The sequence below is a fragment of the Streptomyces sp. 35G-GA-8 genome, from assembly GCF_023534745.1.
In the GTDB taxonomy this organism is placed as follows: Bacteria; Actinomycetota; Actinomycetes; order Streptomycetales; family Streptomycetaceae; genus Streptomyces.
In genome coordinates this window covers 85,123-105,996 of record NZ_JAMHJQ010000005.1, presented here as the reverse complement: position 1 = coordinate 105,996, position 20,874 = coordinate 85,123, and the positions used below count along the sequence as shown (strand labels likewise).

Sequence of the window (20,874 nt, the reverse complement as noted above, 5' to 3'; positions counted from 1 at the left end):
CCTGGGCGCTCACCGGGCTCACCATGTGCTCACCGGACACCCCGCTGTTCGAGCTGTGGCAGCCGGCCCAGCTTTCCCGGATGCCATGGCTCCGTTCCGCCGCTCTCCCAGGCGCGGAACTCCAGCCCCAGTTCCCGGCAGATGAACTGGGCGACGAACCGTCCGCTCGCGGCGGCGCGGATCAGACTGCCACCGCCGAACCACTGCCCGGCGAGCGAGAAACCCTCCAGGCTCGGCAGCCGCATCCGGTCCTTGTTGATCAGTTCCGTGATCACGTCATCGGCGTCGGTGAAGGACTTCCAGCCCAGGATGCTGCCGCCCCGCACACCGGTGTACCGCTCGGTGGTCGTGGGGGAGGCCACATCGATGACCTCGATGGCCCCGGCGATGCCGGGGTGGTGCCGGTCCAGAAAGGCACGGACGAAGTCGGCCACCTCCTGCTTGCGCGCCCAGTACGCCTTGCGGTTGGTGCGCCGCAAGTCCTTCCAGTACGTGTAGTCGCTGAAATACGTGCAGTGCACGACGGACTTGCCGGGTGGGGCGAACCCGTCCGAGTAGCGGGAGCGCAGCTGGACGACCATGCTTTTCTGCAGCACGCTCGGCAGGGCGGCGCTGTCCTCGTCGGACAGCAGATAGGTGGTGCTGTGCCTCTCCGCGGGGTCGAACTCGCCCTTGAGCCCGACGAACGCGGAGACGACCCCGGAGTAGACCAGCTCAGGACGGTCCATCATCCGGAAGAGTTTGTCGACCCGGGGACTGGTGTACTTGCCGTCGAGCAGCCCGTGGATCGTGGTGTAGCCGTCGCAGGCGGAGACGACGTGATCGGCGTAGTGCCGCTCGCCACCGCGCAGTTCCACCCCCACCGCACGATCGTTCTCCACCAGGACGCGGGCGACCCGTGTGCGGTAGTCGACACGTCCGCCCAGCGAGGTGTACCGCTCCTCGACCGATCTGGCCAGGCCCAGCGAGCCGCCCTGCGGGAAGCCCGCGTTCCGGTGGTGGGCGCTGGCCATGTTGAACAGGTACGGCAGCAGCGGGAAGACCTCGTGGTCCTGGAAGAAGATGAACGGGAACGCCCGGCGCAGCAGCGGGTCCTGGAACCGGTCGGCGAAGCGCTCCATACGGGTCACGGCCGTCCGCCAGAACAGCATGAAGTCCGGCAGGATCACGCGTAGTTCGGCCAGCTTCTCCCTGGGCGTCTGGAGCGGCGGTGGCGTGATGAACGGATAGTGGTTGATGTCGATGAAGCGCCTGAGATCACGGCAGAAGGCGCGGATGGGCCGTGCGTCGACGGGCGAGATCTCCAGCAGATGCCTCTCCAGCCGGTCGGGGTCGTTGTAGAACGTCACCGCGCGCCCGGCCGCGTCGACAACGGTGTTGAACATCTCGAAGTTGGCGATGGTCTTGCCGTCCAGGGCCCCGAGCTCCCGCCACACCCGGTTGGCGTCGTTGCCGGCGCCGGTGCCGGTGAGCCACTCGATGCAGTAGTCGAAGACAAAGCCCTGCCGGGACCACGCCGTACAGCAGCCCCCCGGCAGGACATGCCGCTCGAAGACACGGGTCTCCGCGCCGCTCATCTGGGCGTAGCAGCCGGTGGACAGCCCTCCGATGCCGGCGCCCACGATGATGATCCGGGGCTTGTCGCCCGGACTCCGCTCACGCCGCTGCCAAACGGGCCTGGTCTCACGCGACATGCGTCTCACCCCCGGCGAGACCGGTGACGCCGGTCAGGATGGCGACGGTGAGTTCCGCGTTCCGCGCGAGGTACTTCTCGTCCAGCATCTCGGCATGCGTGCCGTGCCCCCGCAGCAGTTCGGTACGGGTGGTCGAGCTGCCGTGCCAGGTGCCGCGCCGGCCCGCCGAGTAGAGGGCCGCCTTCCGCTCGTCGGAGATCACGCTGACGGTCCCCGCGACCGTACCGAGATTGGGGGTGCGGCCGCAGAAGTCCAGATACTCCCTGGCCTGAGCGAGCGTTTCGTCGGCGACCGCCGTGGAACGGGTGTGGCGGTGCAGATGGCCACGCAACTCGTGCTCGAACGCCTCGATGTGCTCGGCGGCGAGCGACTGGGCCTCCAGGATGCGGTACGAGTCCATGATCACCACATGCGGGACCTCGCGGCCGCGCCCCTCCAGTTCCTTGGCGACCTCGAAGGCGAGGTTGCCGCCGAGCGAGTACCCGAATACGGGGCAGGGGCCTTCGGGGCGGAGTGTCTCGATGAGGTCCGCGTAGCGGATCACCTTGTCGTCGCCGTCGATGTGGTTGAAGGCGGCGAGCTCGTACTGGGGCAGATGCGTGGCCAGTCGACGATAGACGAGCCCGTGCCCACCGGCCGGGGGGAAGCAGAACAGCGTGGGGCCCTGGCCGGTGTTGAACATCAGATAGGGCCGGCCGCCGGAGATCTTGCCGGTGATGATGTCCTCGACCGTTCTGGCCATGCCGTGCAGCGTCGTGACCTTGAAGAGCAGGCTGACCGGGACGGTGATGTTGAACTCGGCCTGGAGCCGGTGGATCAGCTCGATGAGCTTGATGGAGCTGCCGCCGGAGGCGAAGAAGTCGCTCCGGGGACCCACACCTCCCAGCGACAGCAGGGACTGCCAGTGGGCGGCCATCCGCTCCTCGTAGAGCGTGACCGGCGGTTCGTGGGTCTCCTCCCCGGACTCGGCCCGGGGCTCCGGCAGCGCGGCGAGGTCGACCTTGCCGTTCGAGGTGAGCGGCAAGGCGTCGAGCGCGGTGAAGTGGGCCGGGATGAGATAGGTGGGCAGCCGCTCCGCGAGGTGTCCGCGCAGCTCGCCCGGATCCGGCTCGCTTCCCGCCACCGGTACGTAGTAGGCGCACAGGGCCGACTCCCCCCGGGCATCCGTACGGACCGTGACGACGGCCTGGGCGAGACAGGGCAGGGACATCAGCGGATGTTCGATCTCGCCCGGTTCGATACGGTGGCCGCGCACCTTGAGCTGCGCGTCCGCGCGGCCGAGGAGGTGGATCAGGCCCCCGGCGTCTCTGCGGGCCAGGTCGCCGGTGCGGTAGAGCCGCTCGGGGGCGGCCCCGGGACCGCGATCCAGGGTCAGGGACACGAAGCGCTCCGCGGTCTGCTCGGGGTCGCCCGCGTACCCGAGGGCGAGACCCGCGCCGCCCACCCACAACTCGCCCGTCACACCGGGCGGTACGGGGTCGTGGTGGTCGCTCAGGATGTGCAGGGAGCAGTTCGGCAGGGGCGTGCCGATCGGCACCTGCTGGTTCGGTTCGAGTCCTTCCGTGGGGCCCTCGAAATACGCGCTGTCGATCGTCGCCTCGGTGAGGCCGTACGAATTGATCACCCGCGTGTCGGGGCTGCACAGGCCGCGCAGCCGCTCGTACTCCTCGACCTTCCACGCGTCGGAACCGACGATCAGCAGCCGCATGAAGTCCAGCCGGTGGCCGCCGTACGCGCAGTGGTCCATGAGCGCGCGGGCGACGGCCGGGACGAACTCGGCGCAGTCGATGTCCTCGGCGGTCATCGTCTCGTACAGCCGGGCGGTGTTGAGCAGCAGATCGCGGCCGATCAGGACCAGCCGCCCGCCGGAGCACAGGGCGCGGACGAGGTCGCCGGTGAACACGTCGAACGAAACGGCGGCGAGCTGGAGATGGACGCCGGGGTCCGTGCCGAGGCCGTACTCCTCCTGCCAGGCGGCCTGTAGGGCGGCCAGGGCGCGGTGGCTGACGCGCACGGCCTTGGGGCGGCCCGTCGACCCGGAGGTGTGGATGACATAGGCGGGCGAGTCCGGCTCGGAGCGGGATGCGCGGCGGCGTGGCCCGCCGCCCCCGAGGGCCCCGGCGGGGCCGTCCTCCGCGAGGACGTCGGTGATCACCTCGACACCCGGGGCCGCGAGCCGTTCCCGGTCCCCGGCACCGGTGATGACGAGGGCCGCCCCCGCGTTGTCCCGCATCAGGGTGAGCCGGTCGGTGGGATGGTCGGGATCGAGGGGCAGATACGCGGCGCCGGCCTTGAGGACGGCGAGCAGGGTGACGATCAGCTCGGGTGACTTGGGCAGGCACACGGCGACGACGTCCCCGCGCTCCGTACCCCGGTCGACCAGCCGGCCGGCCAGGCGCCGGGCGCGGCTTTCCAGCTCGCCGTACGTCAGATGCTCGGTGCCGCCCGACTCGGACGGTACGGAGACCGCGACGGCGTCCGGATGGCGGGCGGCGGCCTCGGAGATCAGCCGGTCCACCGGCTTGTCATGGGGGAGCGAGCGCCCCCGCGCGGTGGAGTCATGGACGAGGCGTGCGCGTTCCCCGGCGCCCAGCAGGTCGAGACGGGCCACCGGCTGCTCGGCGGGCGCGCGGGTGAGGGCGTCCAGCACATTCACGTAGTGCCCGGCCATCCGGCTCACGGTCTCGGGCAGGAAGAGATCGGTGTTGTACTTCAGGACGCAGTGGAAGCGCCGCTCCGCCTCGTCCTCGTATGCCGACAGCGTCAGGTCGAACTGGCCTTCCTCCTCGGGCAGTTCGATGTAGTCCAGGTGGTATCCGTACTGCTCGGAGGCCACCTTGTGGGCCAGCAGGATGAACATCGCCTGGAAAACCGCCGACCGGCTCGGGTCGTGCTGGAGACCCAGCTCCTCCACGAGCAGGACGAACGGATACTCCTGGTTGTCGAGCCCGCCGAGAACGGTCCTGCGGACCTGGGAGAGCAGCGCGGCGACGGACGGGGCGCCCGACAGGTCCGCGTACAGCGGCAGCGGATTGACGAAGTAGCCGTAGACGGAGGCGAATTCCTCATCGGTGCGGCCGGTCACCGGGCTGCCGACGATGATCTGGTCCTGGCCCGAGTAGCGGTGCAGGAGGACGTAGTAGGCGCTGAGCAGCACCATGTAGACCGTCACGTCGTGTTCGCGGGCCAGGGCGTGGACACGGGCGCTGAGGTCCGCGTCCAGGACGAAGAACTCGGAGGCGCCGTTGTGGGTCTGCACCGCCGGCCGCGGTTTGTCGGTGGGCAGACCGAGGGCCGGGACCTCGGCGGGCAGGCTCCCGCGCCAGTAGTCCAGCATGCGGCGCGCGTCGGGAGAGGCCAGGAACCGATTCTGCCGGTTCAGGAAGTCCAGATACCGGGCCGGTACGGGTGGGAGTTCGACGGGGCGGCCCTCGCGCGTCCCCTCGTACAGGGCGAGCAGTTCCTCGATGAACGTGAAGGTCGAGATGGCGTCCGAGATGATGTGGTGGACGGCCTTCATGATGATCCAGCGGTCCGGGCCGCGCTTGAACAGCCGGATCCTGATCAGCGGGTCGTGCTCAAGATCGTACGGACGGCGGTACTCACGGACGATCAGATCGTGAATGTCGTCCCAGTCGCGGCCCTGGACATCGAACATCCCCACATCGGGCTCGCCCGCGGCCGAGACGCGCTGCACCGGCCGGCCGTCCTCCAGCGAGAAGTTGGCGCGGAGCATGGGATGCCGCGCCACGAGCGTGCGGACGGCGTCGAACATCAGCTCCGGCTCCAGCCGGGTCCTGACCTCGACGGCGCCGCCGATGTTGTAGGCGAAGCCGTCGGGGTTCAGCTGCTTGAGGAACCACAGCGCCTTCTGGTTCTGGGTGAGGGGATGACACGACTCGTCCTCGTACATCTCGACCGCGGCGGAACCCGAGGCGCCCGCCGACCCCGCCGTCTCCTCGACGAGATGCGCCGCCGCCCGGTGCAGCTGGCCGCTCAGTTCGGCGGCGGGAGCGCCACTGAGCAGAGCCACCAGAGGCAGGGCGACACCGGTCTCGGCGAGGACACGAGCGCGGAGCTCCATCGCCAGGAGCGAGTCGAGGCCGAGGGCGGCCAGGCTGTTCGTCCGCTCGACCTGTTCGACGGGCGCGCGCAGCACGGTGGCCGCCGCCGCCGTGAACCGCTCGGTGACCAGCGCGGCGCGGCGCTCCTCGTCCGCCGCGCGGAAGACATCGAGGAAGCTGCTGTCCTCGTCGGATCCGGCGCCGCCGTCGGCGCCGTCGGCGAGTTCCGAGACGAGCGGCGGCGGCGACGCGTACCAGGCGAGGAAGACCTTCCAGTCCACCACCGTGGCGACCAGCAACTGGGCTCGGTCCTGGCCGAGGACACGCTCCAGCACGGCCATGCCCGCGTCGGGCGAGAGCGAACTCATGCCACGGCTGGCGCGGTAGTGCTCGACCAGACCCAGCTCCTCGATCATGCCCGTCGCCCAGGGGCCCCAGTCGATGCTGAGCGCGGGCAGCCCACGGGCGCGGCGGTGGTGGGCCAGCGCGTCGAGGAACGCGTTGCCCGCCGCGTAGTTGGTCTGGCCCGCGGTGGTGAGCAGCGAGGCGATCGAGGAGAAGAGGACGAAGTGGTCGAGCGGTGCGTCGCGCAGCTGCCGGTGGAGCAGCCAGGCACCGGCCGCCTTGGGCGCGAGGACGGAGTCGAAGGCCGCTCGGTCCATGGCGGGCACGAGTGTGTCCCGCACATGCCCGGCGAGGTGGAACACACCGCGGACGGGCGGGGCGTCCTGGCTCCGGTAGGCGTCCAGCCAGGCGGCCAGGGCCGGTTCGTCGGTGACGTCCAGCCGCGCGTGGACCGCGTGCGCGCCCAGGGCCTCCAACTCCTTGACGAACCGCGCGTCGCGGCCGCCGCGCGAGTCGCCGTCCAGGTCGCGCCAGGTGGCCCGGTCGGGGAGGGGGGTACGGCCGACGAGGATGAGATGACGGGCACCCCGCCGCACGAGGAAGCGGCACAGGAGCCGGCCCAGGGCGCCGAATGCCCCGGTGACGAGGTAGGCGCCGTCCGGACGCAGCCGTGGCGGCAGAGGGCGGGTGAGGCCGCTGGGACGGGTGAGCCTGCTGATGAGGCGGCGGCCGGGGCGCAGGACGATCTCGTCCTCGTACGGACCGGGATGCGCGGCGGCCGTCAGGATCTCGTCCAGGAGGGCCCGCGCCTCGGCCCTTCGCCCGTCGGCTGTCCGCGCGCCCTCCGGGACGAGGGGGAGGTCGATCAACGTGCCCCGGTGCGCGGTCAGTTCCTGATGGCGCAGGACACGGCCGACACCCCAGGCCGGGGCGCCCAGCGGCTCCACGGCGTCACCGCGATCGGCTGCCTGCGCGCCGCGTGTGACGATGTGCAGCGCGGCGGGCGCGGCGATCTGACGCCGGTCCTCCTGAAGCGCCCGCGCCAGGGCGACCAGGGAATACGCCCCGGTGGTGCTGTGCTCTTCGAGGCGCCCGCGTTCGGTCTCGTCCAGAGCCGGCAGATCGAGATTCCACAGGTGCACGACGGTGTCGACGACGGCGCCGGAACCCGTCGAGTCCTCCGTCGGGTCCTCCGCCGGGTCCTCCGCCAGGTCGGCCAGAAGCCGGCGCAGGTCGTCGACGCTGCCGGGCACCACGGTCGCGGTGTCCGCCCGTCGGTCCATCGTGTACGAGTCACCGGGGCGTACGAGGTGACAGCGACCGCCGCCCGCGGTGACCAGCTCCGCGAGCGCGTCCGCGACTCCGCCGGGCGCGTCGGCGAACAGCAGCCAGCCGCCGGGCGCGGGAGAAGCGGCCGGATCGGACTCCAGAGGGCTCGCGGTCCAGGTGGGTTCGGCGAGCCAGTTGTCGATCGTGCCCAGCCCCACGGCGGCCGACGCCTGCTCCACGTCGGCGGCCCGGAAACCGCTGACCTGCCCGAGCGGGAGGCCGTCGTCACCGTACAGGGTGATGTCTCCGACCAGCTCGCCGTCCCGCTGCCGGGTGACATGGGCATGGACCCACAGCGGTCGGTCGCCGACCGGGCCGGTGCGTACCTCGGCGATGGACAGGGGCAGCAGGATGCCGGTGGAGCCGCCCGCCGGGCCGTCGTCCCCCGCCGGGGTGGGCAGGGCGCGGGGCCCGCCCAGACTCCCGGCGGCAAGGAGAGCCTGGAAGCAGGAGTCGAGCAGAACGGGATGGACGTGGTGGCCCGCCGCGTCGTCACCGATGGCCTCGGGCGGGCGGATCCGGGCCAGCGCCTCGCCCCGGCCGGTCCACACCTCCTCGATGCCCTGGAAGGCGGGACCGTAGTGGTAGCCGAGCGAGCTCAGCGACGCGTAGCAGGCTCCGCTGTCGAGATGACGTTCGCCGCGCGCCCTGACCGCGTCGATGTCCAGCGGCGCCAGGGCGGCGGGGCGGTGGCCGGCGCGGGCCACACCGCTCGCGTGGACCGCGCGCTCCCCGCTTGGGCCGGTGCCGGTCGCGACGGTGAACGAGGAGTCCTCCAGGGAGAGTGCCAACTGCACGGTGCGGGACGCGTCGTCGGGAAGGAACAGGGCCTTGCGCAGTTCGATGTCGCCGAGCGCGGTCTCCGTGCCGCCGGTCAGGGTCCGTACCGCCTGGGCGGCCATTTCGAGATAGCCGGCGGCCGGGAACAGGGCTCGCCCCTGGATGCGGTGGTCGGCCAGGTACGGGGCGGTCTCCAGGTCGAGCTCCGTCTCCCACACCGGCTCCGCGGTGGCCAGCCGGCGGCCCAGGAGGGGATGGTCGACCCGGCCGAGCCTGACCAGCGCCACGGGATCCGGTTCCGTCCAGTACCGGTCGCGCTTCCACGGGTAGCCCGGCAGCGGTACCGGCCGCCCCGCGGGCTGGAGCACACCCCAGTCGATGTCGAGGCCGAGGGTGTGGAGGGCGGCGAGCGAGGTGGTGAAACGGATCTCCTCGTCCTCCTCACGGCGGATGGAGGGCAGGGTCACCACCTCGGTGGACTGCTCGGCGGGTCTGTCCGCGAGGCATTCCCTGATCGCGTGGGCCAGCACGGGATGCGGGCCGATCTCCAGGAAGACACGGTGGCCGTCGTCCGCCATGCGCTCGACGGCCGAGCGGAACAGGACGCTGTCGCGGACGTTGTGCCACCAGTAGTCCGCGTCGAGTTCGGTGCCGTGGGCCAGGCCCTCACGCGCGGTCAGATACAACGGCACCTGGGCGGGGCGTGGTTCGATGCCGGAGAGGCACGACAGCAGCTCGTCCTTGATCTCCCCCATGCGGGCGCTGTGGTAAGGCACACGGACGGTCAGGAACTTGGCGAAGACGTTCTCCGCGCGCAGCTCTTCGGCGAGTGCGCCAAGAGCCGTCTCGTCCCCGGCGAGGGTGACCGCGGCCGGGCTGTTCACCGCGGCGACGGACACCAGATCTCCGTACGGCTGGACGCGGCGCGCGGCCTCGTCCTCCGTGAGGCCCACGGCGAGCATCTTCCCCGTACCCGCCAGCCGCTGTTGCAGCCGGCTGCGGTGCACGACGATCCGCGCCGCGTCGCGCAGGCTGTACACGCCCGCCTCGTAGAACGCGGCGACCTCGCCCGTGCTGTGACCGACGACGGCTTCGGGGTGCACCCCGTGAGCGCGCCAGAGGGCGGCGAGGCCGATCTGTACGGCGAAGTTGGCGGGTTGGGCGAGCCAGGTCTCCGCCATGTGGGAGTCGGCCTCGTCCACGCTCATCGCCTCGACGAGCGACCAGCCGGTGAGCGCGGCGATCTCGCGGTCGCAGCGTACGACGGCGTCCCGGTAGACGGGCTGGGAAGCGAACAGTTCGCGGCCCATGCCCCACCACTGGGGGCCCATGCCGGTGAACACCCAGGCCGGTCGGCGCGGGTCCTCGCGCCGTCGGCCCACGAGCACGCGGGGATGGGCCTCGCCTCTCACCTGCGCGGCGAGCGCCTCGTCCAGGTCCTCTCGGGAGGAGTAGACGACGGACAGCCGGGCGTCATGGTGCTGGCGGCGGTGCGCGAGCGTGTGGCCGAGGTCCGCGAGGGACGGGGCCAGCCCGGGGGCGGCCGGGGCGGGCTCCGCCAGTTCCCGGCGGATCGCCTCGGCCAGTACCGGCAGACCGGACGCGTCGCGCGCGCTCAACGGGAGGACGCTGTGGCGCGGGCGGGGCGCCGAAGTCCGCGCCTCGGCGGTGGGCCGCGGTGCCTCCTCCAGCAGGACATGCGCGTTGGTGCCGCCGAAACCGAACGAGTTGACGCCGGCCCGCGCCGGGCCCTTGTGCGCGGGCCAGTCGGTGACCTGTGCCGGAATGGTGAACGGCGCGGCGGCGAGGTCGATGGCGGGGTTGATCCGCTCAAGGTTGATGTGCGGCGGGATCTTACGGTGCTCGATGCTGAGGGCGGTCTTGATGAGCCCGGCGATTCCGGCGGCCGATTCCGTGTGCCCGATGTTGGTCTTGACCGAGCCGACATAGCAGGGGGCGTCCGGTTCGCGGCCGACGGCCAGGGCCCGGGTGAGGGCGTCGGCCTCGATGGGGTCGCCGACCGGGGTGGAGGTGCCGTGGGCTTCCACGTACTGGAGGCTGCCCGGCGCGATCCTGGCCTCGGCGCACACCCGCTCGATCAGGGTGACCTGGGCGTCGGCGCTGGGTACCGTGATGCCATTGGTGCGTCCGTCCTGGTTGACCCCGCTCGCGGTGATCACGGCGTGGATCGGATCACCGTCCCGCAGAGCGTCGGACAGGCGCTTCAGCGCCACGACACCGACGCCTTCGGCGCGTACGTATCCGTCCGCGCCGGCGTCGAACGTACGGGAACGGCCTTCCGGGGACAGGAAGCCGCCCTTGGTCTCGGCGATCGTGTACTGCGGCGTCAGATGCAGCAGGGTGCCGCCGGCGAGGGCGAGGCCGCTCTCACCCCGGCGCAGGCTCTCGCAGGCGAGATGCACGGCGACCAGGGACGAACTGCACGCGGTGTCGATGGAGACGCTGGGGCCGCGGAAGTCGAAGCAGTGCGAGATGCGGTTCGACACCATCGTCATCATCGTGCCGGTCGCCGTGTGCGCGGCCAGGGTGTCGAACCGGAGGTCGGAGAACTGGAGGATCTTGTAGTCCAGGGTGAACGCGCCGATGAACACACCGACATCGCCTCCGGCCAGTTCGGCCGGCTTCTGACCGCCGTCCTCCAGCGCCTCCCAGGTCACCTCAAGCAGCTTCCGCTGCTGTGGGTCCATATGGTCGGCCTCGCGGGGGCTGATGCCGAAGAAGGCGGGGTCGAATTCGTCGAAGCCGTCGATGTATCCGCCCCGGCCACCCACCAGGCGGCCGGGCTTGGTCCTGTCCCGGCTGCCGAGGGCGGTCACGTCGTACCGGTCGCGCGGAGTCGGTGTGATGCAGTCCTTGCCGTCCAGCAGGTTCTGCCAGAAGGTGCGGTGGTCACCGGCGCCACCGGGGAATCGGCAGCCGATGCCGATGAGTGCGATCTTCTCGGGAGGCGTGGTGGGGAGCGATTCAGCCATGGAAGGGTCCTCGAAGTCGTCAACACGCAACGTGCGCGAAGGGCAGGCGCGGGCACCCGGGACTGTGCGCCGAAGCGGGGGCGGAGTCCGGGTGCGGTACGCGCGATGCCGATGCGTGGATGTTCGCGATAGCGGGGGGCCGTGAGGTCAGCCGGCGGTTTCACCGGTCTTCGCGGGCCGTCGCCAGGGATGCACCAGGGTGGCGACGATCGAGCCGGTTCCGGGGAACGAGTCCGGGTTCACGAGGCCGACCGCCGCCGGTTCGCGACCGGGCCGCCAGGTGAAGCTGCCGAATACCCGGTCCCAGATGGAGAGGTCGGAGCCATAATGTCCGGCCTCGGCCAGATCGGTGCTGTGGTGCAGCCGGTGCAACTCGGGCCCCACGAAGAGGTGGTTGAGCGGGCCGAGCCGTACGGCGACATTCGCGTGGACGAAATACCCCTGGGCGACGACGAACAGGCCCACTCCGAAGACGGCCGTCTCCGAGAACCCGACGAGTGCCAGTGCCAGTTGGGTGAAGCCCTGGGAGATCAGCACGTCCATGACGTGATTGACGCCGTTGTTGGCGACGTTGACCTTGTCGGGCACATGATGCACGCCGTGCAGCCGCCAGAGCCACGGATTGGTGTGTCCGAGCCGGTGTACGGCATAGCTGGCCAGCGAACCCAGCAGCAGGGCGAGGGGTATCTCTCCCCAGAGCGGAAGCGCGGGGTCCGCGGTGGCCACGACGCCCACGGCGGCCACTACCAAGGCCTGCGCCAGCCCGCCGCCCACCGCCGTGAGGACGTAGTACACGGAGTACCAGCGCCACTCACGCCGACTGGGATGCCAGCTGCGGTCGTACGGAATCAGCCGCTCCAGCCCCGCGAGGTAGCAGAGCATCGTGAGCTGAAAGACAAAGGTGACCCGGCTCGGGTCCCAGCCGTACCGCACGGTCATGGCGAAGACAGCCACGATCGAGACCAGCAATATGGGATGAGCGGCCCGGGCCAGCAGCGCACGTGCGGTGTCGCGCGCGCCCCGCCCCGACTGGGGCCGGCCCGCGCCAGATATCGTAGAACCGGACATTTCACCCCATCGTTCACGTTCATGGGTTGCCAAGGGGCATTCATCGGCATCCCGCACAGCAGAGATGCTTGTAACAGCATGCTGTGGATCAACTACCCGTAGCAATATCGCCTGGTCAGCGCACGGGGGCGCACCGGGCCATCCGGCCTTCGGCGCGCGCCCCCGGCGCACCTCCCCCCCACCGCCGCCAACGCGCCCCGATCCGCGGCGAGATGACCGCTGCCGACGTGTCGAGGAGAGTTACGGCTTCCTGGTCGTGGCGCGAGTGGGCGGGGAAGGGATGAGGCCCGTCGGTGCATCCTCGGGCCTGGACGCCGTGGTGATGTTCTCCAGCGACAGCCCGCTGGTCCGCACGCCGAACCCGACAGCGATCGCGGCCAGCAGTATCGCCGCCGCCCCCACGATGAATACGGCGCCCACTCCCGCGCCGTAGAAGAGCGGGATCAGATAGAACGGCGCTGCCGCGCTGGACAGCCGGTTCAGCGAGAACAGCCAGCCGTTGGCCGTGGTGCGCAGGCTCGTCGGGAACTGTTCCAGCTGGTAGATATGGGTGGCATTGGTCTTGATGTTGGTCACCACGGTGAAGCAGAAGCCGAGAGCCGTGATCATCACCGGTGACTGGGCGTACCCGTAAGCGAGTCCGATCACCGCCATGGCCGTCAGCGCCACACACAGGATCCACTTGCGCTCGGCCCTGTCCACGATGTGCATGGACAGATACGAGCCGATCGGCGATCCGAGGAGCGACAGCGTCATGAACGTCAGCGAGCTGCCGAGATCGAAGCCCTTCGCCTCCAGTGCGAGCGTGGCGAGGTTGTGGAAGCCGTAGTAGCCGATCGGCCCGAGAGCCCACAGCAAGGCCATCAGGGCAGTACGGCGGGCCAGGGGAGCCCGGAAGAGCGCCCGGACGGGCAGGCTCTTCTCCACGGCCGGGGGGATCGCCTCTCCCTTCGTGGGTGCGGGCGGCGGCCTCCATCCCTCCGCCTCCGCGGCCTTCTCGAAGACGGCGGTCACCCTGTCCGCTTCCGCCGACCGGCCGACCGTCTCCAGCCACCGAGGTGACTCGGGCAGACCTCTGCGGACGAAGAAGGTCAGCAGCGCGCCGAGGGACCCGATCGCGAACATCCACCGCCAACCCGCGACACCGAGTGGGGCCTTGTCGACGAGCAGCAGGCCCAGCACCCCGACAACGGGTACGGCGACATGGGCGCAGGTGTATGCCCTCGCCGCGTAGTAGCCGCGTCGGGCCGGCGGCAGAATGTCGGCCAGATAGGAGTCCGTCACCGGAAGTTCGCCGCCGAGTCCGATGCCGATGACAAAACGGCAGGCGATCAAGGTCCAGATGTTCGGCGCGCAGGCGCAGGCGATCGTACCCGCCGAGTACAGGCTGAGCGTGATCATGTAGGCGCCGCGTCGCCCGATCCGGTCCGCCACCCGCCCCACCACGACCGCGCCGACGAAGCTTCCGACGACAGTCGACGCGAGGAACAGCGACAGAGTGAGGCCGTTGAGGGAGAAGGTGTTCTTGAGAGTGCTCAACAGGACACTCGTCAGGAAGAGTTCGTAGATTTCGAAGAAGTTGCCGAGCGCCATCACATTGACGAAGCGCTTGTGGTGTGCTGTCACCGGAAGTCGGTCGAGCCGGGCTCCGATCGACGGTCCGGCAGTACCTCGCGAACTGCGCATACGTTCTTCCCCTCAGGGGCTCCGAACGGAACCCCTTGGTCCGGGAATTACTTGAGCGGGGCGATCTACCGCGAGAGTAGAGAGGTTGTCGACGGGACACGCCCAACTACCCTCTGTGCCCACTGGAAGTAGGTATCGACGCACGTCCGTACGAGGGTCCCGGGCGGCACAACGCCTCGACCTGGAAGAGGATTACGGCGGCGGTCGAGCGTCTTCTGCCCGGTAAGCGCGACCGGTTACTCTCCGTGTCAACCCACGTGTCAATCACATCAAGGCATTTACGGATGGACGGAGCGGTGAAGACGGGCGGCCGACCGCCAATGTTGGGGAGACAGAGGCGGCCGGCCGTGATTCTTCGGCTGCGACGAGACGGATCAGCTGGGCAGCCCCCATCGGGGGGCCGGTTCGTTGGGTGTGACGGGGCGGACGGTGAGGTCCGGGGCATCGCCCGCCGCGGTGATGAGCGCCGATTCACCCTTGCGGAGGGGGATGCGGATCTCGCCGTCGCCGGTCCCCTCGTACTTGATGCGCCGTCCCCGGCTGTCCCGGACCTCGATGGCTCCCGCAATGCCGTGGCGCACGACGCACGTGGCGCCCGCCTCGCTGGTGAGCCGTACCCAGCGGGTCGTGCCCTTCTCCCGTACCGCGCTGAGCAGGAAGGCACCCTGAGTACGGAAGTCGTGCACGGCCAGATCACGCCAGACGGCGGGAAGAGCCGGGAACACCCTGATCGTGCCGCCCCAGGACTGGCACACCATGTCGTGCAGCGACTGGGCGGCGGACAGCGGGGTCTCGATGACCGGGCCCGACTCCTTGTACATGGTGTTGGGCTGAATGAAGCGTGTCATCAGTTGACCGAGATAGCCGAGCGCGTCGTCGCCCTTGCCGAGGAGCGCCGACATGGAGGCCGCACCGGTGAACGTGTAGCCCTGGAGGGCTCCTTCGAAGCCGACCCAGTGGGCGAGCGATCTCTCGATCAGCGCCCGCTCGTCGGCGGTCCGGCCCGTGACCTCGTACAGCGGATAGACGGCGAGCATGTGCGAGTAGTGGCGGTGTGACTTGGCGAACGGGACGCCGGCCCCGATCATGTAACCGTCGCCGTCCACCGGGTACGGCGTGAGCTTCGCCAGCACCTCGCGCCAGCGGTCCGCCAACGGGTCCCGCTTGCCCAGCAGTTCGGCCGAGTCGAGAAGGGTACGGCAGCCCCAGCGCAGCAGCATCAGATCGTAGTTGCAGTCGGGCGCGTTGACCCCGTACTCGGGGGAGAAGGTCGCCGGGAGATGCAGCTTGCCGTCGGCGCCGGGGGACAGGAAGTGCAGATAGTAGTTGACGGCCCCGCGCAGCAGCGGGAAGAGGACATCGCGCAGGATCGCCTCGTCCATGGTGTGCCGGTAGCTGAGCCAGACGTTGTGCAGTGCCCAGGTGAGATTGCCGACCTCGGGGGTGGGCGGGTCCTGGCCGGGGATGCCGACGCCGTAGCCCAGATCTCCCGATGTGGCGCCGCCGTTGACGAGCTGGGGGTCGGTGGTGCGGGGAATGCCGTACGAGTCCCCTCGATAGGCGGGGGCGACCTCCTTGCCCAACTGGTCCCGGAACTCACTCAACGCACGTGTGACGGCGTCGAGTTCGAGATGGTTCGAGCCGTGGATCAGCCAGTACTCAAGCTGGACGTTGAGGTTCCACCAGGTGTTGGGCCAGGGCGTCGGCTCCAGCCACGGCCCGGAGGTCGCCATCACCGGCGCGTCCTTGCGGGCGGCCGCCGCGACCTTGTAGAGCTGGAGCCAGTAGAAGCGCTGCAACCGGGCGTCGGGCAGCGACAGGAAGCCCTTCCGGTAGTAGCGCTGCCACCAGGCGCGATGGGGGAGCGCGTGCACGCCGTACGGCACGGCCCGAGCCGCCCGCACCGAGCGCAGCGCACGGTCCCTGGCGGTGGTCGCGGGGTGGGAGTGTGTGACCGTCGCATAGAGGGTGTGCTTGCCGTGACGGACCACTTCCTGCCAGGCGGTGACATGCTGGCCGCCCGCGAGCAACGGCTGTACGGCGGCGGTCACGTCCCCGTGCCGCTCGATCGTGGCCGGTGGATTGGCGGTGTATCCGGGCGGGAGTGGTTTGGAGGCGGCGCGCGGGCTGATCGCCACGGCGGGGTGGAAGACCCAGCGGAAGCCGCGCTCTCCCTCGCTCGGTGTGACCTCGACGGCGAGCAGGTCGGTCGAGGAGTGCACGAGAGCGTGCAGTGTCAGGGAGCCCGCGGTGGTGGTGAGGGTGCCGGTCAGCTCGGCGTCGCGCAGCCGCAGCCGCCAGTCGAGGCCGGTGATGGTGCCGACGGGCTCCAGTGTGAAGTACCCGATGGGCAGCCTGGCGAGGCCGAAGAGCGAACCGAACTCCGGCCGGTGATCCTGGACTTCGGAGTGCTGGACATTGAATCGGATCGCGTTCGCGCCCGGTTCGGCGTAGATACCGGAGCCGAGGAAGCCGTTGCCGAGGAACGAGCCCTCGTACCACGTCTTCGGCATCCGCTGCCATACCGGGTCGGCGTCGTCGAGGACGGTGCGCCAGGCGTCCGGGGATATGTGTGGTTCCGTCGGTGTGCGGTGCGGTGATCCGGATTCCCCGGCGGGGGACGCGGCTTGGGCCGATACGGCCGTCCCGCCTCCCACCACCAGCGCGCCGCCCAACGCGGTGCCTGTGGCGAGCAGAGCCCTTCTCGACGGATCTGGTGCGGTGGCCATGGTGCCTCCCGTTGGCTCACATGAGGATGACGTGATGGGTCCGAGCTGTCTTTTGAGGGAAGAATTTGAGGGACGGAAGGGATGAGGGATCCGCCGGCTAACGACGCGGGCGGTCGCAGCTGGTGCGGCCCTGGTACCAGCGACACGCCACCGCCGCGAAGCCGCCGTTCGCGACCACCGGCACGGAGAGCTTCGCGTCACCGCGCACTACCCTGCCCTCGCGCACCAGGCCCCCGGGCCCGTCGGTGACCGTCTCGACCAGCCACGTGCCGTGGCCGAAGCGCAGTGGGACCTCGGCGGTGCGGGCCGCTCCGGCGAAGATGCCGCCGATGAACCAGCGTTCACCGTCGCGGCGGGCCAGGACCGCGCTCGTGCCCGGGTCGCCCGTCAGCAGTTTCGTCTCGTCCCAGGCCGCCGGGATCTGCTCGAGGAAGCGCCGGGCCTCGGGGCGTTCGTCGTAGGACTCGGGTGTGCCCGCGAGGTTCTGGATGCCGGACTCGTAGAGCACGGCGAGCCCGGACTCGCCCGCGTCCGAAGCCGCGTTGGGACGTTCCGCCCGATGGAAGGCGCCCGGGGTGTAGTCCATCCCGCCGATGACATTGCGGGTGAAGGGGAGCGTCGCCAGGTGCTCCGGGGTATTGGTCTTCTTCTCCTCGCCGTTGACCCCCTCCATGGTCATGACCTGCGGCCATGTGCGGTGGATGCCCTTGGGGACCGTCGAGCCGTGGAAGTTGACGAGGAGGTGGTGTTCCGCGGTCGCGGCCAGGATCGCGTCGTACCAGCGGAAGGTCTCCTGTGCCTCGGAGTCCATGAAGTCGATCTTCACTCCTTTGACGCCCCACCTCTCCAGCGTCGGCAGCCACTGTTCCCGCTCCTCGGGTGTGTCGAGGTCACGGTGGTGGATCCAGACCTGGATGCCGACGCCACGCTCACGGCCGTAGCGCACGAGCTCCGGCATCCAGCTGGTGGTCCGCCAGTCCGGATCGGTGACGTCCCACTGGTCCGGGTCGAAGTACCAGCCCGCGTCGACCACGGTGTACGGCCAGCCGCGCCGGGCCGCGTAATCCACGTACGCCTTCTGTTTCTCCAGGCTCTGCCCGGCCGGCCTGCCGCCCGCGAGCCAGGTCCACAGCGCGGGCGCCGGCGTGATCCAGGAGGTGTCACGCACCTTCGAGGCGGGGGCGATGTCGTCGACGAACGTGGACTCGGTGACGGTCGCCAGATCGCCGGTGATCACAGCACGCCAGGGCGTGGTGAGCGCCCCGTCGACCCGCACCCGTTCGTCCCAGAGCGTGACACGGTAGGTGGCCGACCCCGCGTCGTGCGCGAGACGCGCGCCCGAGTAGGTCCCGGTGAGGTCGGACTCCGCGACCAGCGCGTAGCTGTCACCGGCCTTGAACAGCGCCTGCATCATGTACTCGCCGGCGGGCGCGCCGGCCGCGTCGTACCGGGCGAACAGGTTCTCGTTGTCCTTCCGGTACTTGCCGAGCCAGGCCGTCGAGCCACCGGGGAGGGTGAACCCGGACTCCTCACCGAGCACATCGCCGGTGTCGGCGGGCAGGACATAGCGGTAGGCCACGCCGTCGCCGGAGACCCGTACGAGCAGATCGAGCCTGGTGCCGTCCGCGGTGCCGAAGCGGAAGCGCGTCTCCGTCATCAGGGCATGGCGGGCGCGGTCCTTGCCGACGGTGGTGCGGTACGACTCGGAGACCGTACGGTCACCGCGCCCGAGAAGGCGCAGCCCGGTGGAAAGGTCCGCTCTCTCCGTGACGATTCCGAGGGGAGAGGGCTCGATGACGGTCTGCCCGTCGCGGGTCACCTCCAGCGACAGGCCCCCGTCGGAAGGATCGAGCCTGACGACGGCAGCGGGACCGTGCCCGGCAGGCGCTGCCGGGGCGGAGATTTTCCAGGTGGCAGGCTCGGCGCCGGCGGGCAGCGCGGCGACCAGCACTGCCGCGAGCGCGAGACACAGCGTCAACACGGTGGTGCGCGTACGGACATGGATCGCCATGCGGATCCACCCCTCCTCAAGTCATCGGATGAATCGGAGCGTGGCGGAGATGCATGGGCCTGTCAATGAACATGACACGCAATTCATCGGGTGGCTGGGTGGCTCAGCTTGATCACATGTCATGAAACGCGGGTTTCTCGCGCCGACCGCGACGGCTCCCACGAGCCGCCCCGCACCGGTCACCCAACGGGCCTACGTCGCGGGCCCGGCGCCGTGCCGCCTGGTATAGCTAGACCCTGGATGAGGACTGGGGGCCGTGGAACGGTGGCCGGTATGGATATCTCGATCGCGCTCGTGACCGGCGCGAACAAGGGCATCGGCAAGGCGATCGCGCGGGAGTTCGTCCACCGCGGCCTGACGGTCCACCTCGCCTCGCGCAGCGTGGAACGCGCCGCCGACGCCGCCGCCGAGATCGGTGGTGATGCGCGGCCGCTGCGGCTGGACGTCACCGACGCGGCGAGTATCGCGGCCGCCGCGGAGCGGATCGACGCCCTGGACGTGCTGGTCAACAATGCCGGGGTCTCCGACGACGCCCTGCCGGCCCAGGACGAGGGCGTGGACGCCTTCCGCCGCATCTACGAGACCAATGTGTTCGGCCCGGTCGCGGTCACGAACGCGCTGCTGCCGGTGCTGCGCCGCTCGGCCCACCCCCGGATCGTGAACATCTCCAGCGGCACGGCGTCCCTGGCCTGGGCGGCGGAGCGGATGGCCGGATATCGCGGCGTTTTCGCCTCCTACCGGTCCTCGAAGGCGGCACTGAACGCGCTGACCGTGCTCTACGCCCAGAGCCTGGCCGAGGACGGCATCAAGGTCAACGCGTTGGCTCCAGGGCTGCGCCGGACCGGTCTGAACGCCACCACCGCCGCTGACGCCGGAGACCCCGCCGAGGCCGCCGCGGCGGCGGTCCGTCTGGCGCTCATCGGCGACGACGGCCCCACGGGAACGTTCGTCAACTGGGACGGCACGCCCGTGCCCTGGTAGGCCATCGGTTGTGGAAGAGCCGCGGGGACCGGCCGGAGAAACGCGGGCCGGTCCGCCGCATTCCGGCCCGACGAGCGCTTCGGCGATCCGGGTGCGCCGTCCTCGTGATCCACGCGCTTCGGCACGTTCTCGTTTCCCCGCCCCGTCGGTGATGAGCCCGCACCCTTTTCGTGGTACCGCCGTATCAGCTTCATGGTACGGTCGTATCACGAAGAATGGATCTCGCCGGAGGTGCCACGTGCCCGACAACACGACCCGTGAACGCCGCGACATCGGCCGCTACGTCAACGACACCCTGCGCGACCGGTACTTCGCCACCTGCGACGCGCTCTACGCGATGGGCGCGCCCGTCCGCTGGGAGACGGACGTGGAGACGAGCTTCGGCACCACGCACGCCTACCGGTACGGCCCCACGGACCCCGCCGCCGAGTCGCGTACACCGGTGGTCCTGATCCACGGCTCCGGCGGCTGCTCCGCGCAGTGGTACCCCAACACCCCGGCGCTCAGCGCCGAGCGCCCCGTCTACGCGCTCGACACCCCCGGCGACCCCGGCCGCAGCATCCAGCGCGAGCCCATGTGGCAGCCCGAGCGCGCCGCCCAGTGGCTCGACGAGGCCCTCGACGCGCTGGGCCTGGACCGGGTGCACCTGGTCGGCAACTCCTACGGCGGCTGGCTGGTCATCAACCAGGCGCACCTCCGCCCCGGCCGGCTCGCCTCGGTCACCGCCCTCGACCCCGGCGGCCTGGAGAAGGTCGGGCCGCGCTTCTTCGTCTGGATCTTCGCCAGCTTCTTCGCCACCTTCGCCCCCAAGGCGCTGCGCCCGCGGTTGGCCTCCTGGCTGGAACAGCCGGTACTCATCGTCCCCGAACTGCGCGCGTGGATACGGGCGGGCGTCCGAGCCTTCCGGATGCGCCGCCCTGCCCCCCTACCGCTGTCGGAGGACGAACTGCGCTCGATCCGCACACCGTTCTACCTGGTCATGGGCCGGCGCAGCCTGCTCGTGCACCCGCGGCGGCAACTGGAGCGGGTGCCGCGCCTGATCCCCGGAGCCCGCGCCGAGATCGTCGACGCGACCGGCCACGGACCGCAGATCGACCACCCCGACCTGGTCAATGACCGGATGCTGAGCTTCATGGAGGACGTCGACTCCCTCGGCCTGGCCGCGAACCACGGCGCCATCGACGCGTAGCGGTG

At 70.1% G+C, this 20,874-nt stretch carries 8 protein-coding genes; 2 read left to right on the top strand and 6 right to left on the bottom strand.

The features are described from left to right. Positions 1–29: 29 nt before the first annotated feature. From M1203_RS12500 to M1203_RS12475, 6 genes are all read right to left on the bottom strand, one after another. A complete protein-coding gene (locus M1203_RS12500) occupies positions 30–1,694 on the bottom strand; it encodes an NAD(P)/FAD-dependent oxidoreductase (RefSeq protein ID WP_249949699.1) in 1,665 nt (554 codons plus the stop codon). Then, complete coding sequence (locus M1203_RS12495; RefSeq protein ID WP_249949698.1) at positions 1,684–11,205, bottom strand: non-ribosomal peptide synthetase/type I polyketide synthase; 9,522 nt, start codon at positions 11,203–11,205, stop codon at positions 1,684–1,686. The genes M1203_RS12500 and M1203_RS12495 overlap by 11 nt, the downstream gene beginning before the upstream one ends. Positions 11,206–11,352: 147 nt before the next feature. Then, positions 11,353–12,273 (bottom strand): sterol desaturase family protein, encoded by a 921-nt coding sequence (locus M1203_RS12490; RefSeq protein ID WP_249949697.1) that lies wholly within the window; start codon positions 12,271–12,273, stop codon positions 11,353–11,355. A 240-nt stretch (positions 12,274–12,513) separates the two neighbouring features. Then, on the bottom strand, positions 12,514–13,899 hold the full coding sequence (locus M1203_RS12485) for an MFS transporter (RefSeq protein WP_249949696.1): 1,386 nt from the start codon (positions 13,897–13,899) through the stop codon (positions 12,514–12,516). 434 nt (positions 13,900–14,333) lie between these two features. Further along, positions 14,334–16,688, bottom strand: coding sequence for a glycoside hydrolase family 95-like protein (locus M1203_RS12480; RefSeq protein WP_249949695.1), 2,355 nt, complete (start codon positions 16,686–16,688; stop codon positions 14,334–14,336). Positions 16,689–16,785: 97 nt separating this feature from the next. After that, positions 16,786–18,699, bottom strand: coding sequence for a glycoside hydrolase family 97 protein (locus tag M1203_RS12475; RefSeq protein ID WP_249949694.1), 1,914 nt, complete (start codon positions 18,697–18,699; stop codon positions 16,786–16,788). Positions 18,700–18,972: 273 nt separating this feature from the next. Between M1203_RS12475 and M1203_RS12470 the strand changes: the two genes are divergently transcribed. After that, a complete protein-coding gene (locus M1203_RS12470; RefSeq protein WP_249949693.1) occupies positions 18,973–19,680 on the top strand; it encodes an SDR family NAD(P)-dependent oxidoreductase in 708 nt (235 codons plus the stop codon). Between the two features lie 238 nt (positions 19,681–19,918). Next, positions 19,919–20,869 (top strand): alpha/beta fold hydrolase, encoded by a 951-nt coding sequence (locus tag M1203_RS12465; RefSeq protein WP_249949692.1) that lies wholly within the window; start codon positions 19,919–19,921, stop codon positions 20,867–20,869. The last annotated feature ends 5 nt before the right edge of the window (positions 20,870–20,874 follow it).